Here is a 16,915-nt window from a genome sequence, read left to right on the forward strand (position 1 = left end):
GGATGCGAATGTCCGTGGTGTCCAGAGCGGTCTTTTTCATTCTTAAGGAACCTTCATTTTGACCATGCCCGGGAAACGCTGCTGCCCAACGGCCTGAACATGGTAACATCTATTCATTGAAAGGTGGCATTGCCAATCGGCTCTAATATGCTCTTAGAGCTCTTGCATTAAGCAGAAGTCGGGTTTCGACTAGATTGGCTAGAAATGAGATTCGCGGATTGCACGCCTATCTTAAAGAGAACTATTTTCTCTGAAGACTGGCGGGCACCATGTCGCTGCGCCGCCTGCTTAAATTTGATCTGACTATTCAAAATAGCTGCTTTCGCATAATGTACTTGCAGATACGAGTTCGCACCAAATGTCCGCTCTCTGTCCGTCACGTCAGCCGCTGCGCGTTGAACCGACGACTGCCCCGGGCTCGAACCGGACCTTCACCGCGTTGAGCATGAACGTCCGGAAAGGGAGGAGAGCGGTCATTCGCTGTATGCCGCACCAATGACCGCTACGCGGACGAAGCCGACATTTAGCGGTTGGCAGCTTCCGGACGAAATCCGCCCTCCCCGTTCGCCGCGACGAACGACTGCTTCGAGTCCTTGCGCGCTGTAGTCCGCGCTCGATCAGGAATTGGCAGTTATAGTTATATCGAAGATTGCGCGTTCAGCGTTGCGCTCAGGCATTGAGACCCGAACGAAGGAAACCCGCGCGGAGGAGCGCGCGATGCTCCTCCTTGCGGAAAGGATACGACGCCAGGATCGCCTCGATATCGAGCGTCGAACCGAGGGCCCGGAGCTGCTGCTGCGCTCGCTGCGCGACGTCCCGCCGGCCTTGTAGGCCCGCCAGCGCGATCCGACGCTGCAGAGCGCGTGGATACTGCGGATCCAAAGTTTCCGCACGTACCAAGTGCGACTCGGCCTGGTCGTAGTCACCATCAAGCAGATGCCAGAGGCCGAGGTCAGACTCGATGACCGCCGCGTAAGGATAAACCGCATCGAGCTTGGCGATCCGGCTCTGATGGATCCTCGCCGTCGCGGGGTCACCCGCGAAGCCCGTGATGCAACCTCCGAAATGATAGTTCTGCGCCGCACTCGGGTTTAGCTCGATGGCGCGGTACACATGCTCGAGCGCGCGGTCGTGGTTGAAATTGGTCCAGAGCTCGCCCACCCCGGTCAGGGCATGCGCAAGCCACGCACCTCGGTCGATCTCCAGCGCCTGGCGAGCCGCCGCGAGCGTTCCCGAGAAGGCGACCCGCGTGTCCGACCCCGAAAACCCCGACATCGCAGCCTGGAAGCGGGATTGCGCGATCAGCGTGTAGGGGAGATACCAGCCCGGCTCGCGCTCTGCGGCCTCGGCCGCAAGGTTCTCGGCTGCCCGGAAATCGCCGTCCTGGCCCCGGAACACGTGCCACTTCGCACGCATTGCGAGGTCCCAGGCCGTCAGGTCCGTCGATGCTTTGCGAAGCACCCGCCGCATCTCTGCGCCCTGAATCTCTGGCTCGAGTCGGGCGACAGTCTCCGTGGCAATCTCGTCTTCAAGCGTCAGCAGATCGTCGAGTTGCCGCGTGATCCGGCTGCTCCAGACGAGCACGTCCCCCTCGGCATCGACGAGGCTCACCGAGAGCCGGACACGGCCGCTGTCGCAGATCATCGAGCCCTGGAGCAGGTAACGCGCGCCGCAGCGTCGCCCGATCTCGGCCGCCGGCAGGCTCGACCCCCGGAAGAGGTTCGACGTGTTGCGGGCGATCACCGGAAACCAGCGCCACGCGCAGAGCGCGCCGATCACCTCGTCGGTCAGCCCGTCGGCGAGATATGACCTGTCCGACGCCTCAGAGTGGTCTTCGAACGGAAGCACCGCGATCGCGGGGCGGAACAGCACCTCTGTCACGATCCGCTCGGAGATCCCGGGATCGCCCTGTGCGGCCCCGGCCACATTTGCCAGCGCAACTCCCGATGGCGTGTGCTCGAGCACCTCGCCCATGAAGCGGAAACCGCGTCCCCGGATCGTGCGGATCCAGCGCTGCGTATTGCCGTCATCGCCGAGCGCCCGGCGCACGTCGCGGACGCGGCTCGTGATGGCCGCGTCCGACACGATGCGTCCGCCCCAGACGGTGTCGACCAGTTCCTGCGCGCTGACCACGCGGTCGCGATGCTCGACGAGGTGGTGGAGCACGTCAAAGACCTGCGGCTCGAGGGGAAGCTGCATCCCCCCGCGGGCGAGCTCCAGCCGGCCCGGATCCAGAGTGAACTCTCCGAACGAGTAGCGCATGTTGTCAAACTCCTGACGGAGCGTGTCGTCACGCGTCACGAAAATACCCCGGGAACGGGTCCGGGGGAAGCGCCACCACCCGTGCGCCTCCAATCTCCACGAAATCTCCAGCGACTCTCCAGCCTGTCCGCAAGCGCGGAGTCTGGCGCCGGCGTAGGGTCGCCGCATTGCCGCCGGATGGATCACTGAACCGCTCCGACGGCTCCAATCCAGATCAGAAGGAAGGCCCTGATGACCATTCAGACGAGATTCGAGACCGCCGACAACGGCGTCAACGTGGCTGCGCTGATGGGCGCGCGCGAAGCGCTCGAGGCCGCCCCCGAGGCCGGACAGTTCACCTGGAGGGCAGAGTGCGAATGGATGAACGGCACGCACAGCCGCTCGACCGTGTCCGGCTTCCACGGCCTCGGCGCCGAGCAGGCGCGCGCGCAGAGCTTCACCATCGACTCGGATCATCCGACGGTCTTTGCCGCAGAGGACAAGGCTCCGACGCCGGTCGAGATCGTGCTCTCCGGGCTCGCGGGCTGCCTTAGCGCCGGTGTGGCCGCGGTCGCGCAGCGCCGCGGCATTCAGCTCCGCTCTGTCCGTGCGACCGTCGAGGGCGACATGGACATTGCCGGCATCCTCGGCATCGACCCGGATGTCCGCAACGGCTTCAGCGCCATCCGGGTGACGTTCCATGTCGATGCCGACGCGACCGATGACGAGATCCGCGCGGTGATCGCCCAGTCGCAGAAGCGGTCGGCCGTGTTCGACATCGTGACCAACCCCACCAACGTCGAGGTGTCCGTCGCCTGAGGCGGCCCTCTCCAGCCAGGGAATGAGTCCAATGCGCTGTCTGTCGACCATCATCATCGGCGCCGGCCAATGTGGCCTCGCGATGAGCGCCGAGCTCACGGCACGCTCGGTGGAGCATGTCGTTCTCGAGCGCGGCGAGGTCGCTAACACCTGGCGCACGGAAAGATGGGACTCGCTGCGTCTGCTCACCCCCAACTGGATGAGCCGACTGCCGGGCCAAGCCTATGATGGCCCCGACCCGGACGGCTACATGTCGATGCCCGAGATCATAGGCCGGCTGTCGGCCTATGCCGGGCGAATCGAGGCGCCGGTGATGACCGGGGTCTCGGTCCGACGGGTCAGCCCCGGTGGCGCGGGCTGGCGGATCGAGACCACGGCCGGCAACTTCATGTGCCGGTCGCTCGTCATGGCGACCGGCGCCTGCAACATCGCCACGGTGCCCGGCTGCGCGGCCGGGGTGCCGCCCGGCATCAGCATGGCGACACCGGTCGACTACCGTCGGCCCTCGGACCTGCCGGAGGGCGGTGTTCTCGTCGTTGGCGGGTCCGCGACCGGCGTGCAACTCGCGCGTGAGATCAGGCTTTCCGGCCGCCCCGTCGTCCTTTCGGTCGGCGAGCATGTTCGGGTCCCGCGCCGCTACCGCGGCCGTGACATCAAGTGGTGGATGGAGGCGGTCGGTCTGCTCGACCAGCGCTATGACGAGGTCGACGATCTCGCGCGCGTTCGCCGGACGCCTTCGCTCCAGCTCGCCGGCATGCCCGGCATGCTCGACCTCAACGCGCTCGGCGCGCTCGGGGTTGAGGTTGTCGGCCGCCTCGTCGGCATCCGCGACGGCAGGGCCCAGTTCTCCGGGGCGCTCGCGAACCACTGCGCGATGGCCGACCTCAAGATGAACCGCCTGCTCGCCCTGATCGACGACTGGGCAATGCGCCAGGGGCTCGACGGAGCGATAGAACCGGAGCGGTTCGAGCCCACCCGGGTGCCCGCCTCGCCGCGCCTCGAACTCGACCTTGCCGGTGGCGAGATCGCCTCGATCGTCTGGGCGACTGGCTTCCGGCCCGACTTCAGCTGGCTCGACGCACCGGTCTTCGACCGGAAGGGGCGCCTCGTCCACGACGGCGGGATCGTCTTGCCCGGGCTCACTGTCATGGGGCTGCCGTTCATGCGGCGGCGCAAATCCACACTGATCGATGGCGCCGGCGCGGATGCCCGCGACCTGGCGGACCACGTCCTGGCCGGCCTCGGCCGCCGGGCGGCATGAGAGGAGAAAACACGATGCCGGATCGCAGCAAGCAAGAGCGGCGCTGGGACGCCATCGTGATCGGCGCCCGCTGCGCCGGGGCGGCAACGGCGATGTTGCTGGCCCGCGCCGGGGCGAGGGTCCTGGTCGTGGACCGCGGCGCCTATGGCAGCGACACGCTCTCGACCCACGCCCTGATGCGCACCGGGGTCGCCCTCCTTCATCGCTGGGGTATTCTCGGGGCGATCCGTGCTGCCGGCACGCCGGCGGTCAGGACGACAACCTTCGTCTACGGCGGCGAGGAGGTCGCGGTCGAAATCAAGCCTGGCGACGGGGTCGACGCGCTCTGCGCGCCGCGCCGGACGGTGCTCGACCGAGCGCTCGCCGACGCCGCCATGGCGGCTGGCGCCGAGGTCCGATATGCCACCTCCCTCGAGGGTCTCGTGCGGGACGATGCGGGGCGGGTCTCGGGAGCGATCCTCCGCTCCTCGGTAGGCCAGCTTCACGAGGAGCACTCGGCTCTCGTGATTGGCGCGGACGGGCGTCAGTCCACGCTTGCTGGGCTCGTTGGTTCGCGGCTGCTCTCGGCCACCGAGAACAGTTCGGCCGGCATATTCGGCTATTTCCCTGGCATCCCGGACCGCGGCTACCGCTGGTATTTCCGCCCGGGGGCGCACATGGCCGTCATCCCGACGAACGACGGTGCCCATTGCGTCTGTGCCTTCGTCCCGCGCGCCCGTTATCGTGACGTCGTTGGCACCGACGCGGAGGCCGGGCACCGGCGGCTGGTGGCCAGCTTCGATCCTGGAATCGGCGAGGCTGTCGCCGGGAACGCCGAGATCGAGCTTCGCCGATATGTTGGTGCGCCCGGCCACATGCGCCAGGCCCACGGGCCCGGATGGGCGCTCGTTGGGGACGCGGGCTACTTCAAGGACCCGATCACGGCGCACGGCATCACCGACGCGCTGCGCGACGCCGAGCTGCTGGCGGAAGCCGTAATTCGGTCCGGCCCCGATAAACTTGGGCCCTACCAGGAGGCGCGAGATCACCTCTCCCGCCACCTGTTTGCCCTGACCGACGAAATCGCCGGATTCGGCTGGACCTTCGAAAGTCTGAAGGAGTTGCACGCCCAGTTGAGCGCAGCGATGAAGCACGAGCACGCCCACATGATGCGCACCGAGACGCCACGGCTGGTTGCCTGAGGAGAAAGTGATGACCGATACGAAGCCAATTTGGGAACGCACGATCGCCGGAAAGCCTGATGTCGGCGCCACCGCCAACCGCACGCGCACCACGACGGCGACGGATGTCGAGCGCTTTGCGGAGATGACCGGCGACCGCAATCCGTTGCACTTCGACGAGGCGCTGGCGGCAGCCACCCCCTTCGGCGGGATTGTCGTGCAGGGCGGCGTCACGACGGGGCTCCTGAACGCGACGGTGGCCGAGGACCTGCCCGGGCCCGGCACGGTGTTCCTCGAGACCCACTGGCGCTTCCTCAAGGCCGTGCGGGTCGGCGAGACCATCACCGCCACCGTGACAGTCACGGAGGTGCGCGAGGACAAGCCGATCTGCAAGCTCGAAACACGGGTCGCCGATGCCACCGGAGCGGACTGCGTGACTGGGACGGCCGTTACCTACACCATGCCGCTGAAGTGACCCACTCGATAAGCTTTGGGACTCGAATAACTTTGTTGGAGCGCAGTTCTACACGGCAGCCGCGAACCAAGGAGGATAGATGTCGCAAAGGATCGGGACGCGAATTTCCTGGCTCGGCCTGGCTGTCTCACTCGCGATCGGTTCGGTCTTATTCCGCGGTCTCGGCGATTTCGGCCAGACGGTCCCGAAGGTGAACTGCCGGCAGCCGATGCAGTGCCCGCTGTACTGAAGAATGCTTCGCTTGCCAACGACGACCGCCCATGCGGGCGCCGCGCGCGCCCGCATGGGCGCAAGGAGGACGTTCAATAGCCGCGCAGCGAAGTGCCGCTTTCCGCTCCCGGCTGTCGTGCCGGCGACGCTCTCGGCCCCAGACTGATGTCGAGCGGTAGAGCAGAGCTTGAGTAACGGGCGAAATTTCGTCTGTGCTGTGAAGTCAGGTCATTGCCCTCCATCTTGCACACGCGGCGTATCCACAGATTCTGTGGAGAAGCCTGTGCACATCGACGTTGGCTGAACGCTTCGACCTTGAACCAAATAGGAAATCTTCATTTGCCTAAGAAAACGGCAGTTTACATGTATCAAATTGAGACAATTGCAGAAAATTCTGCTATTTATCAGCGTGCCTTGCTTCCCACTTCGCGCTGACGAAGGAGGAGCAAAGCACTCACTGACCGAGTTGATAAGTCTTGCAGTCACTCGCCTTGCGAGAATCCCCACGGCGGGCCAGAGGGAGATTGGGCGTGCCAAGCCCGATGCGGACACGCTCAGATTACTGCTAAGGCTTCTCTAATGGCCGTTCGGGAGCCTCGAAATCAGGCGGTCGGTGGTGAATAGGCCTTTCTGACCTTCCCCGCCTTCTTCATCGCCTCTTGGGACTCTTCCATCGTCATCAAGACCGTCGTCTTGAATTTCGAGCATGCGCCGCTCGCACCGACTGCAAGCGCCACAGAGGCCGCCTCGACATTCGACGGGAATTCACAGATTGCCAGGCCGTCAAAATCTCCGAAGCAAAAATACATTTCCTTCACGCTTCCGCCAGCCGACGAAATCATCTTTTCCGTCAATTTTCGGCGGTTCTGGGGCTTGTCGATGAGAGCCTTTGTCGATGCGCTCGAGTAGGAGAATTGGAGTAAGAAGGTAGCCATAAGAACCTCCTTCAGAGGTCGCCCTCGCCGCCGGCGAAAGATACCACTCCCGCGGTTACCGCACTCGATGAATCTATCTCTCGCGGGAACTCCTGCTGGGCGGCTCCATCTTCCAGTGTCCTGCCGTATCCCGCCGGTCGCGAAGCTTCAAAGGCATTGCCGCGAGCACGCCCGTGGGACAACGGCTGTGAACTCGCCACTCCGGCGGAGTGGGGACTTACAGTTTTAGCGCCCATCAGGTGGAGATAAGGGGTCAGCGGATTCTATGCGTCGTTTGAGCCGCACAATCCCACGACGTTATGAACTGAAACAGGCCTTTGGAAGCCCTTAAGATCCAACACACCGATGGATGCGACCTCGATACGCTCCTCCACCTTCACGAGCACTCTCGGCGAAATCAGGATCTGCCCGTCTGCCGCTTCGTCGCACAGTCGAGCGGCCAAATTGCAGACAGTACCGATCGCGCTGTAATCGAGCCGCTCTTCGAAGCCGATCGTGCCCAAGGTGGCGTAGCCGCCAGCTATGCCGGCACCACATCCCAAGTCCCATCCGCGCTTCCGCCAACCCAAGGCGAGCGCGCCGACGGAATCCCGGATGTCGATCGCCATCCGGATTGCCTGAAGTTCATGCTCTTCAATCGGGACGGGAGCGTTGAACAGGACCATCGCGCCGTCACCGGCGAAGTGCTCGATCGTGCCGTCATAAGCCGTGATCGCACGCCCGAGCTCCACGTGATACTCGCGCAGGACCTGCATGACCTCCTCGGGATCGGCCGTCTCGGTGAACGCAGTGAACCCGCGCAGATCCACGTAGACGACCGTGATCTCCGAGCGTCGCGTCTTCAACGGATCGTCGGCCTCTCCGGCCATGATCAGGTTGCTGATCTTGGGAGAGAGGAACCGGGTCAGCTTGGACATGCGGCCAATCTGATCGACTTGATCTGCAACCCGCGTCTCCAGGGTCTTGTTCCAATCTGCAAGCTGGCCTGCCTGATCTTCCACCTGCCGGCTCTTCTCCCGAATCTCGGCAAACAATCTGGCATTCTCGATCGCGATCACTGCCTGGTCGGCGAATGTCTCGACCATCGCGATCTGCTCGGGAGTGAAGGAGCCCCGCTCGAAGCGGAAGAGGATTAGGGCGCCAATTGGGTCGCTCCCACGCATCAGGGGGACGCCGAGTGCCGAGTGAAAGCCCATTAGTTTCTGAGCCTCGTGGCGGGTGAACTCCTTGTCGCGCAGCACGTCCGGAATATGCACCGTACACCCCTCGATCATGGTGCGCCCGTAGACCGAGCCGCGGTCCGGCTTCTCTGAATACCGTTCGAAATCTGCCTTCCATTCCGCCTTGCAGCCGTAGGTGGCCGCCAGTCGGTAGATATCGCCGTCACGATGGCGGAGTGTGCCGATATCGGCGTGGCCCAGCCGTGACGCCGTTTTCAGGAGCATTTCAAGCACCTGTGGGAGAGCACCGGCAGAGCGGCTGATGAGCTTCAGGACCTCTGATGTGGCTCCCTGGATGTCGCGCGACAGCTGAAGCTCGCGGGTTGTCTTCTCAAGCGCTTCAGAGAGCTCGTTCATGCGGGCTTCGAGCCGCTGTCGCGAGTCGTCAGGGTCGGTGTTCGTGTCCGTCGGCGTGGATCCGGGTTTCGCGGCATCGACCCGTCCCTGAATGCCGTCGGCTGTGCTTCGCGGTCCCACGAGCCTCTCCCGAAACCTGAAGGATTCAAGCCTTATTAATCCTATCATGGCGCCGAGAATTACTTGAGCGCAAACGGGACACACTCAAGAATGTGGATCTTACAGCGGCGCCGATCCGTCCATGTCGGTTTTGGCTCGAGAGTTGATTATTTGGTGGATTTGGTCGGAGGACGCTCTCGTAGGCCCAGCCGACCTTCGCATTACGCGCAGCGAACGTCTGCTTCCCGCCCAATCCGGCCGTCGTGTCGGCGTCGATCTCGGCCCTTAGCGGTCATCCGTCCTCGCTGCGGCGAAGGACAACTGCCCTCCCACAATGGTCGTCAAGGGCACCGCGGCGAATGACCGTTCGGGGCTCAGAGCAGTCGTTCGCTGCACGGCGCACCAACGACCGCTCTGCGGACGAAGCCGACATTTCTGCCGGCTCCAAGTTCAGCTTCCGGGCGTGTACCAGATCGGCGACGTGTAGGCGCGGTCCTGCTGGGCCATCACCGCGTCCTCTGGCAGGTCGATATTGCCGTAGAACGCCTGATCGTAGGCGAGCCAGGAGGGCGTCGGGATCTCCAGTACGCGTACATAATAGTAGGCACGCTGCGCGGGGTCGAATTCGGGGTCGACCCAGTGGCCGCCAAGCGCGGCCGCGCCGATCGTGTTGGTGAAATCCGCGCCCTGCACCGTGCTGCCCACGGGCGGCAGCTTGCCGTCCGCACCCAGGGCGCGGTCGCCCGACCAGGCCACGTCGAACACCTTGGTCTGCGGCTCGCCATCGGCCCCGACCCAGCCCTTGACGACCTGGATCCGGTCCAGGTTCGCCCCGTCCGGGTCGCGCAAGGCGCGGATCATCAGCGTGGGCGCGGCGCCCTCGGGTCCCGCGAACAGGTCGCCGCCCATCGGCACGCCGCGGGCATAGCCCGTCTCGGCGAAGTCGGGGCGGTGAACCTCTCCAGCCTCGAAGTCCCAGCCGGCGAAGACGCGCACGGTGATGCGCGAGCCTGTGGTGGCGTAAACCTCCTTGCGCTTGAACGCATCCCAGATCGCCTCGCGCGTGTTCTCCCGCGCCCATGCGGCGGCGAGGCCGGAGGCAAGCGTCTCGTAGTGCCGGATCGCGATGTCCTCGCCCAGAATGACCGGCTGGACGATGAAATCCTTGTAGCGCGCCGCGCCGGTGCCCGGCTCCACGATGCTCGCCTTGCCGAAGAAATTGTCCTCTCGAGTCGTGGCAAGCGACGTGTGGCTGTCCGTCGCGCCGATCAGGCCGAACTTGAAGGGGTTGGCGCCGATCTCCGCCTCGTATTTCAGGCCCCGCGCCAGCGCCTGCCGCGCGTATTCCCGCGGCAGCATGTCCGGTGTCTTAAGCTCGGTGCCGAAATTGCCGCGATCCCAAGTGTAGTAATCGGCGAACTCGTCGTTCGGGCTCAGGGCCGGGTGGGTCTCGCCGTCGCCCTTGATCTGGGTGACCTCGTAGAGCGGCTCCCACCGCGTTCGTCGCTCGGCGTAGGCAATATCAATCGGCTCGCCGTTCATCCGCACATCGTCGAACATCAGCCCGTTGGAGAGGTTTCCGTTATGGGCAAAGGCCATGACGCGCCCGCCGGTGTCGGCTTCATAGGCCTCCATCCAGTCCCACAGATCCTCCGGATCCGTGCTGTTATAGGTGGAAAAGGGCACCAGGCCCTCGACCCTGTCGGCGTCGTCGCGGAACATAACGACCCGATGCAGGTTGTTCGCGTCCGGCCCCGAGGACCATTCGAACCCGTGGATCGCCGAAAAGACGCCGGGCGCGTTGTGGCGCTCGGCGCTGTCGACGATGCGGTTCCACATCGTGCGCTGCAGGGTGTCGTCCTGGATCATGTCGACCGCCTCGTTGAGCGCGGCACCCCACTCGATATAGGCCGCGATCGGATCGCCGCCCTTGACCATGTCATGCAGCTTGCGGCCCCAGTCGTTGGCGAGCAGGCCGGGATTCGACTCCGCGATCATCGGCGCGAGGCCAAGGTTCTCGGCATGATCCGCGACGACGAGGAAATCCAGCGGCCGGATCAGCTGCGCGTACTCGCCCATGGACGCGCGCACCTTCTCGCCGCGCGCGAAGCGGAACGCCTCGTCCGGGCCGAGGGTGTTGCCGATCATGCCGGCGTCGGTCGAGTAAGATGTATGCAGGTGCGTGTCGCCCCAGAACACGCGGTTCGGGTAGGACTGGTCGAGGAAGGGCGAATACTGACGCGCGCCAAGCTTCACGTCGTCCTCCTGGATCGCGACGTCGCCCACGTAGCCTTGCGCCAATGCTGCACTCGCAAAAAGTACAGACAGCCCCAAACCTTGCAAAACAGCTTTCATGGTATTCCCGCCTGCAAAAGATACCCTGACACAGGCTGCAAATATCCTGGGTTAGACGCATTGATCATGATCAAAGCAAGCTGTTCATCTCGCGCGGCGATCAAGAAACGTGAAGGCAATCGAAGGATGCTTTAAAGTGCGCAAAGGGACGCGTTCGTCGGCTTTGGGCTCGCAGCGGACCTTGGCGGCGCGAGGCCCCGATGGCAGCAATGGGCCGGAAGCGGCCGACCGTCCATTGTCGGCTTCGTCCGCGGAGGCGCCGTTCATGATCGGAGCAGCGGATCACCGCTCTCCGTCCGCAGCCGACCGTTGCGCCGGCGTCGCTCTCGGCCCGTAGGTGCCACAGCTAATCGTCGCATCGAATGACCGCTTCGAACCGATTCTGTTGAATAAATCGGTGCTGTGGCATGGTGGGATAGCCACGCAAATGAGGCCTCAGCGGCCACTCGGGAGGCGTATCGAACGACGCGAGCAAGTCGTCAGAGCGCGAACGAGACCGTGAGCACAATGAGCAATGAGATCGGATAAAGAGGTCGGGACCAGTAGTTAATGCGCTCGACGCGTGCCACCGTACTGTGCTTGGCAATGTATGAATGTAAGACGGTCTGTACTAGGCTGAAAAACACCAAGAGCGTCGACAGCAGGATGAACTGATCGATCCGCGTGAAATAAGGAACCTTGGGCAAGAGCACGGCAGTCGCGAATAAATAGGCGACGAGCGTAAGAAAGCCCGTCGCCGCGATGCCTATGCTTGTGCCAACTTCCTTCGAATCAATCCAGCGCGGCACCCACGACATAGCGACAATAAGACAGAGTGGGACGATCAACTTCCAAAAATAATAGTTCGGGATGCGCTCGACCGTGAGTTCAAGAATGAAACCCGCGGTTCCGACCTCCCCTTTGACCGGGAAGTAGCCGCGGGGCTCTGCCATCCAATCCACGACCCGGAAATCGGGAAGCGAGAAGGTCTCGGCAATCCCGGAGCGGCGGCCATGCGGCCCAGAAGCGGGAACCATATGTACCTCGGACTCAAACAGGCCGGCGGCGACCATGTGAATTGTCAGCTTTTGCCGATCAAGGGGAAACTCCCGAAGGTCGAAGGGTTGCGAGAACCAGCCCCACGTCTTCTGCCGCAGCACGACTGTTCCGTCCGGCAAGACCTCGACAAACGACGGCAAGGCGTTCCATGCTTGCTGCTGGTTGACGATGCCGAGACGCGGAGTCCATACAGCACTCGTGGGAACGACCTTAGGTCCAGGGCCCGCATGGGCAAGGGACGGATCGCGCCACGTCGCCGCGTAATAGATGCCGGCCGAGAAGCTCTGGTTCGCAGAATCGACCGTATCGACGTCGAGGACATAGATTGCGGCGCCGACTTTGGTCGGCTCGCCCCATTTAGTGGGGCGAGGATGCATGGGCGTATTTGGAAGTTGGGAGGCACTTTGCTGGCCAGCGATCTCTCCGCTAGGGTCGGGAAGTTGCGCCGGTGCGGGCGTCTGAAAAAGAACAATCAGGACGAGAGTCCCTACGAAACAGAAAACCGTCTTCATGAGATCGTGCCCATTTCTACCGCCGGTGCGGCGACGGCGCCGTTCTCCGTTTGACTGTTGAGGCATCAATTTCTGCTAAGGTTCGCACTACTTGTCATTGATACTAGGCGGCCCGGTCTGAATGCTCCCGATTGAAGGTTAGTCCAAAATGAACCTCTGGGCACTCCTCTCCTTCCGGAAACGTGCCCGAGAATTCGCACTCACATTGGATAAGTTTCACGGGTCAGGACCCGGCTTCCCTGCCCCCCCTTAAACGAATTCCTGTCGTGGCTCCGGTTATGCACAAACTCATAGGACCAGATACGGTTGAACCGTTCGCCGCGAATTTGTGCGAGCGTACGCCAAAAAAAGATCTTTACGGAAATGTCCTGCGCCGCAGCCATCAGCGGTAAACGCGCGCGCCTCAGTCATCCCGCAACGGGCTCCAAACGTCTCGTTCATCTCGCTCGACTAATGCAGCCGCGTGATTTCCGGGAACGTCCAGCTTCCATCGAGAATCTCTGATCGAGGTTCATAGAGACGCACAGTGTAGTTCCAGCCTGGCGTGATCGGAATGCAGTTGATGCGGCCATCCTCGCAGCCGCCGAAATGGATGGTGTAGGAGCCATCGTCGTTCGGCGTCGCCGAGGTGTTGTTGTAGCTATTCCGGCCGAGCGCATTTGGCTCGAGATAGCCGTCGGCGTTGTATACTGTGATGGACCAGAAGGCGTCGACCGGCACGTCCTTCACGGTGACCGCGTGCGGGGTGTCGCCGTCGTTCGCCGCGACGCTGTCGATGATCGCGCTTGCTGTTCGGGCCGGCTGTCCGGCCCAGCCCGCGAGGGCGCCGACCATGTGGTCTATGGGGTCGACCTCGTCCTTTCGGCCGAAGGCGCGGGCCGCGTCGAAGCCGATGGCGCTTGCGAGATCGTTCAGCGCGTTTCGCGCCTCGGCCAGGCTGTCGAGATCCCAGTCCGGCGCCTCGAACGGCCCCGGACCGCCGCCCGTCACCGCGATGCCGTCCTGCGCCGCGTGGGCGGCGGCAAGGTCATCCGACGCGGCCGCGTCGACGAAGGTGCGGAAGAGGATCATGGCGAAACGCGTGCCGACATCCTCCTCCGTCAGCGTGTAGGTTCCGGGAGATGCCTCCACGAACCCGTAGTGATCCTGGCTGATGACCAGCATGGACTGGAAGCGCCCCCCGATCTCGGGCAGCGTGACCGTCGCGGGCTCGGACAGGTCGAGCACGACGGCCGAATAGAGCGTGTCCTGGTTCGCCCGGATCACGGGCTGCGGCGCGTCGGCGGACACGGGCTCACGGAAATGGATGAACTCTCCGATGCCGATGCCATGGGTGGCCATGTTGAGCCGGAACATGTGATCGGACTCGGCGCGCACGAGGTTTTCGAGCGTGACCTCCTCGGCCGCCGCGAGGCCCGGCAGGCAGAGGCCGAGGGCAATCGCGGCGGCGGAGAGGCGGGTCATGATCGGGCAGGCGGAGCGTCTCATCTCGATCTCCTCATCGCGGGAACAGGAGGGTGAACTGGAGGCGGAACCGGAAACCCTCGGGCCCGTTGTCGGGCGCGGTCGCCCAGTATCCAACGCCCCCCTGGAGGCTGACGGGCAGGCCGCCGAGCAGCAGCATCTTGCTGGCCGAGACATTGACCGGCACCGCCCAGTCGTTCGCGGTCCAGTCATAGGCACTCTCGCTCTGGATCGAGAACGTCCAGGCCGTATCGGTCGTGTATGCAGCGAAGGGCTGCATGAAGGTGCGGTTGATATCCGAGCGGTCGCCATCCCCAGCGAACGACCAGACATGGTTGACGAGGGCGCCCGCAGTCCAGGGCCCCCGCTGGACGAGCCCTACCGCGGTCGGGCCCGCGCCCCATTTCTCGGCGCCGAGGAGATCGTCGGTCGCGGTCGGCAGCAGCAGGATCGGGCCGACGCCCCAGGTGAAGCCGCCTTCGGTGATCTTCGAGGGCGAGAGGAACAGGCTCGTCGACATGTCGCCGAGTCCGAACTGCGAGCCTGCGCCAGGAAAGATGTCCTCCTGCCAGGTCACGGGGACGATCGTCCGCGTGATCAGGTTCCAGTCCTCGGTCACGCCGAACGGGATGACCGGCTGGATGTTGGTCGTCAGGCGGTCACCTGCGTCCTGCGGGCCGATATTACGGTCCCAGTTCATCTGCAACGGGATCGACACCAGCGAAGCGAGCGGATTGGCGAGTTCCTGCGCGAGGTCGTCGAGGTCGAGGGCCTCCTGCGCAATGGCTGAGCCCGCGAGCGTGAGGTTGGTCGAGATCGCGAGGGTGAGGAGGACCTTCATGTTTACCTCTCGCTTCATCGTTGCGGCGAGAAGGCCGCCGGCGGGACGACGACCGCCCGTTCGGGCACGTATCGGTCGAAGAGATCGATCAGGTGTGCGGCCTCGGCTGCGTCGCCAGTGATGTCGATCTCGCCGGCCGCCGCCAGATCGGGAACGCTTGCGACACTGAGATAGAGCTTCGCCCACGCGGCCCCCGAGAGCGCGATCGTCACGTCGGCCGGACGGTAATGGCTGTCGGGCGACGCGACGAACTCCGCCACCGCCCGGCGGATATGGAGCGCGGCCGTGCTGCCGTCGGTGAAGTCGAGGCGCAGCACCCTGTCCGTGCCGCCGCTCCGCTCCGGGTCGATCCGGACGCGGAAGTAATCGACATAGGTCGCGGGCGATGCGGCGATGACCTCGGGCGCCGGCGGGATGATCCGCGGGATCGTGACCTTTCCCTCAAGCGCGAGGGCCTGGGACATCAGGTGCGCGCGGTCGTTGGCGCCGGTCGAGACATAGGCCATCTGGCGCAGCGCGTCGGCCTTGACCTGCCGGACGTCGGCGTCCTGCGGGTCGAGGCGGTAGAGGTAGTTCACGAGCTGCGCGGCCCAGGCGTATTCCTTCCTCGCGAGTGCCTCTCGCGCCGCAGAGAGCACGGCGTCGCGACCGCCCATGAGCGGCACGATGCGTGCGGCCTCGTCCTCGGGCGACACCGACTTGAGGGTCGCCGCATCGTTGTCGTACCAGCCGATGCACTGGTAGTGGATCGCGGGCGTGTAGGTCGAGATCTCCCCATAGTTTTGAAGGTTGTGGGGAATCTCGTTCAGGTAGTCGGGAAACCTGACGAGGTGCCGGAGTTCGTCCGGACCCTTGCCCCCGAGGATGCCCCGCAGGCTCTGGTCGAGGACGAAACTCGCGCCGTCGAGGTAGCCCTCGAGGATGCGCTGGATCGTCTCCCTTCCGACGAGGGGGCGGCAGGCCGCGGAGACGAGGACGTCGGGTTGCAGGTCGCGGTTGAACTTCAGGCCCGCGATCCAGTCGCGCGGGTCGCGGAACACGTCGCCGCGCAGCGAGTAGAGCTGCGGCGGGCTCGACCACAGCATCGTGGTGAAGAGGATGCGCCGGTCCGGCAGCCAGACCGTGGTGTGGACCTTGTCGTCCGATCCATATTTCGTGAAGAACTGCATCTTCTGGCCGAGCACGGTCATCTCCTGCCCGTCCTTGACCGGCGTGTTCACCGGAATGAACGCGAATTCGGGCGACTCGAGGTTCGTCGGCACGACATAGGCATCCGGGCCGGATTTCGGCATGAACCCGTTGAACTGGATGAACATCCGCGCGGTCAGGTAGGGCCCGATCTCCGGGTAGAAGGCGGGCGCGCCGCCCGCGTTCGCGGCCACGACCGCGTTCAGGTCGGGGTGGCCGATGATCGTCAGGTCGTCGCGGCCCTCGGCGAGAACTCCGGCGCCGAAGCAGGTGTGTGAATGGCCGTAGATGATCGCCTTGACCGGCTTGTCGCTGACGGTGCGGAGCGCCGCGAACATCAGTTCGCCGTCATGCTTGGTGTCGCCGGTGTCGAAGGCGATCAACCCCTCGGGCGTGTCGATGACCGCCATGGGCGCGAGCCCGTAGCCGCCGAAGACCCAGATCCCCTCGGCTGGCTGCTCGATCGTCGGCTCGACCCACCCGACCTTGTCGATCCCGTCGAGCAGCCGCTTGTTGGTGATCGCCCCGTTCGGCGCGGTCACGAGCTCGACCGGCGCGCCCATATAGGCGTCGATCTGCGCGGTCGAGGAGGACAGGTCCCGCGTGCCAGCGACCTCTGCCGAGGCCGGAGCCGCGAAGAACCCGCCCGAGGCTGCGGAAGCGGAAGCGAGCGCGGTCGCGGAGACGAGCACGTCGCGGCGGTTCGGTCTGGAAGGCATCACTCTCTCCCTTGGTGGATG

At 64.1% G+C, this 16,915-nt stretch carries 12 protein-coding genes; 4 read left to right on the forward strand and 8 right to left on the reverse strand.

Features of this window, described 5'->3' with window-relative positions; all coding sequences use genetic code 11:
- Positions 1–669: 669 nt before the first annotated feature.
- Positions 670–2,262: a winged helix-turn-helix domain-containing tetratricopeptide repeat protein gene (locus H0I76_RS05020; RefSeq protein ID WP_200607888.1), complete on the reverse strand. Its 1,593-nt coding sequence runs from the start codon at positions 2,260–2,262 to the stop codon at positions 670–672.
- A gap of 231 nt (positions 2,263–2,493) precedes the next feature.
- Between H0I76_RS05020 and H0I76_RS05025 the strand changes: the two genes are divergently transcribed.
- From H0I76_RS05025 to H0I76_RS05040, 4 genes are read left to right on the forward strand one after another with little or no spacing between them, the layout of a single operon-like run.
- The gene (locus H0I76_RS05025) at positions 2,494–3,060 is read left to right on the forward strand and encodes an OsmC family protein (RefSeq protein ID WP_200607890.1); all 567 of its coding nucleotides are present in this window, start codon (positions 2,494–2,496) and stop codon (positions 3,058–3,060) included.
- Positions 3,061–3,091: 31 nt separating this feature from the next.
- Complete coding sequence (locus H0I76_RS05030; RefSeq protein ID WP_200607892.1) at positions 3,092–4,321, forward strand: NAD(P)-binding domain-containing protein; 1,230 nt, start codon at positions 3,092–3,094, stop codon at positions 4,319–4,321.
- A 14-nt stretch (positions 4,322–4,335) separates the two neighbouring features.
- A complete protein-coding gene (locus tag H0I76_RS05035; RefSeq protein ID WP_200607894.1) occupies positions 4,336–5,502 on the forward strand; it encodes an NAD(P)/FAD-dependent oxidoreductase in 1,167 nt (388 codons plus the stop codon).
- A 10-nt stretch (positions 5,503–5,512) separates the two neighbouring features.
- On the forward strand, positions 5,513–5,956 hold the full coding sequence (locus H0I76_RS05040; RefSeq protein WP_200607896.1) for a MaoC family dehydratase: 444 nt from the start codon (positions 5,513–5,515) through the stop codon (positions 5,954–5,956).
- An 812-nt stretch (positions 5,957–6,768) separates the two neighbouring features.
- Here H0I76_RS05040 and H0I76_RS05045 read toward each other — a convergent pair.
- From H0I76_RS05045 to H0I76_RS05075, 7 genes are all read right to left on the reverse strand, one after another.
- Positions 6,769–7,101, reverse strand: coding sequence for a GYD domain-containing protein (locus tag H0I76_RS05045; RefSeq protein WP_200607898.1), 333 nt, complete (start codon positions 7,099–7,101; stop codon positions 6,769–6,771).
- A gap of 263 nt (positions 7,102–7,364) precedes the next feature.
- Complete coding sequence (locus H0I76_RS05050) at positions 7,365–8,798, reverse strand: GAF domain-containing protein (RefSeq protein WP_200607900.1); 1,434 nt, start codon at positions 8,796–8,798, stop codon at positions 7,365–7,367.
- A gap of 429 nt (positions 8,799–9,227) precedes the next feature.
- Positions 9,228–11,078 (reverse strand): DUF3604 domain-containing protein, encoded by a 1,851-nt coding sequence (locus H0I76_RS05055; RefSeq protein ID WP_234455142.1) that lies wholly within the window; start codon positions 11,076–11,078, stop codon positions 9,228–9,230.
- Between the two features lie 533 nt (positions 11,079–11,611).
- Positions 11,612–12,682, reverse strand: coding sequence for a ligand-gated ion channel (locus H0I76_RS05060; protein WP_200607905.1), 1,071 nt, complete (start codon positions 12,680–12,682; stop codon positions 11,612–11,614).
- Between the two features lie 450 nt (positions 12,683–13,132).
- On the reverse strand, positions 13,133–14,170 hold the full coding sequence (locus H0I76_RS05065; RefSeq protein ID WP_200607908.1) for a DUF1214 domain-containing protein: 1,038 nt from the start codon (positions 14,168–14,170) through the stop codon (positions 13,133–13,135).
- Positions 14,171–14,180: 10 nt separating this feature from the next.
- A complete protein-coding gene (locus tag H0I76_RS05070; RefSeq protein ID WP_200607910.1) occupies positions 14,181–14,987 on the reverse strand; it encodes a transporter in 807 nt (268 codons plus the stop codon).
- Positions 14,988–15,001: 14 nt separating this feature from the next.
- Positions 15,002–16,894, reverse strand: coding sequence for an alkyl sulfatase dimerization domain-containing protein (locus H0I76_RS05075; protein ID WP_234455143.1), 1,893 nt, complete (start codon positions 16,892–16,894; stop codon positions 15,002–15,004).
- Positions 16,895–16,915 lie beyond the last annotated feature (21 nt).

The sequence above is a fragment of the Thermohalobaculum xanthum genome (assembly GCF_016623495.1).
Taxonomy (GTDB): domain Bacteria; phylum Pseudomonadota; class Alphaproteobacteria; order Rhodobacterales; family Rhodobacteraceae; genus Thermohalobaculum; species Thermohalobaculum xanthum.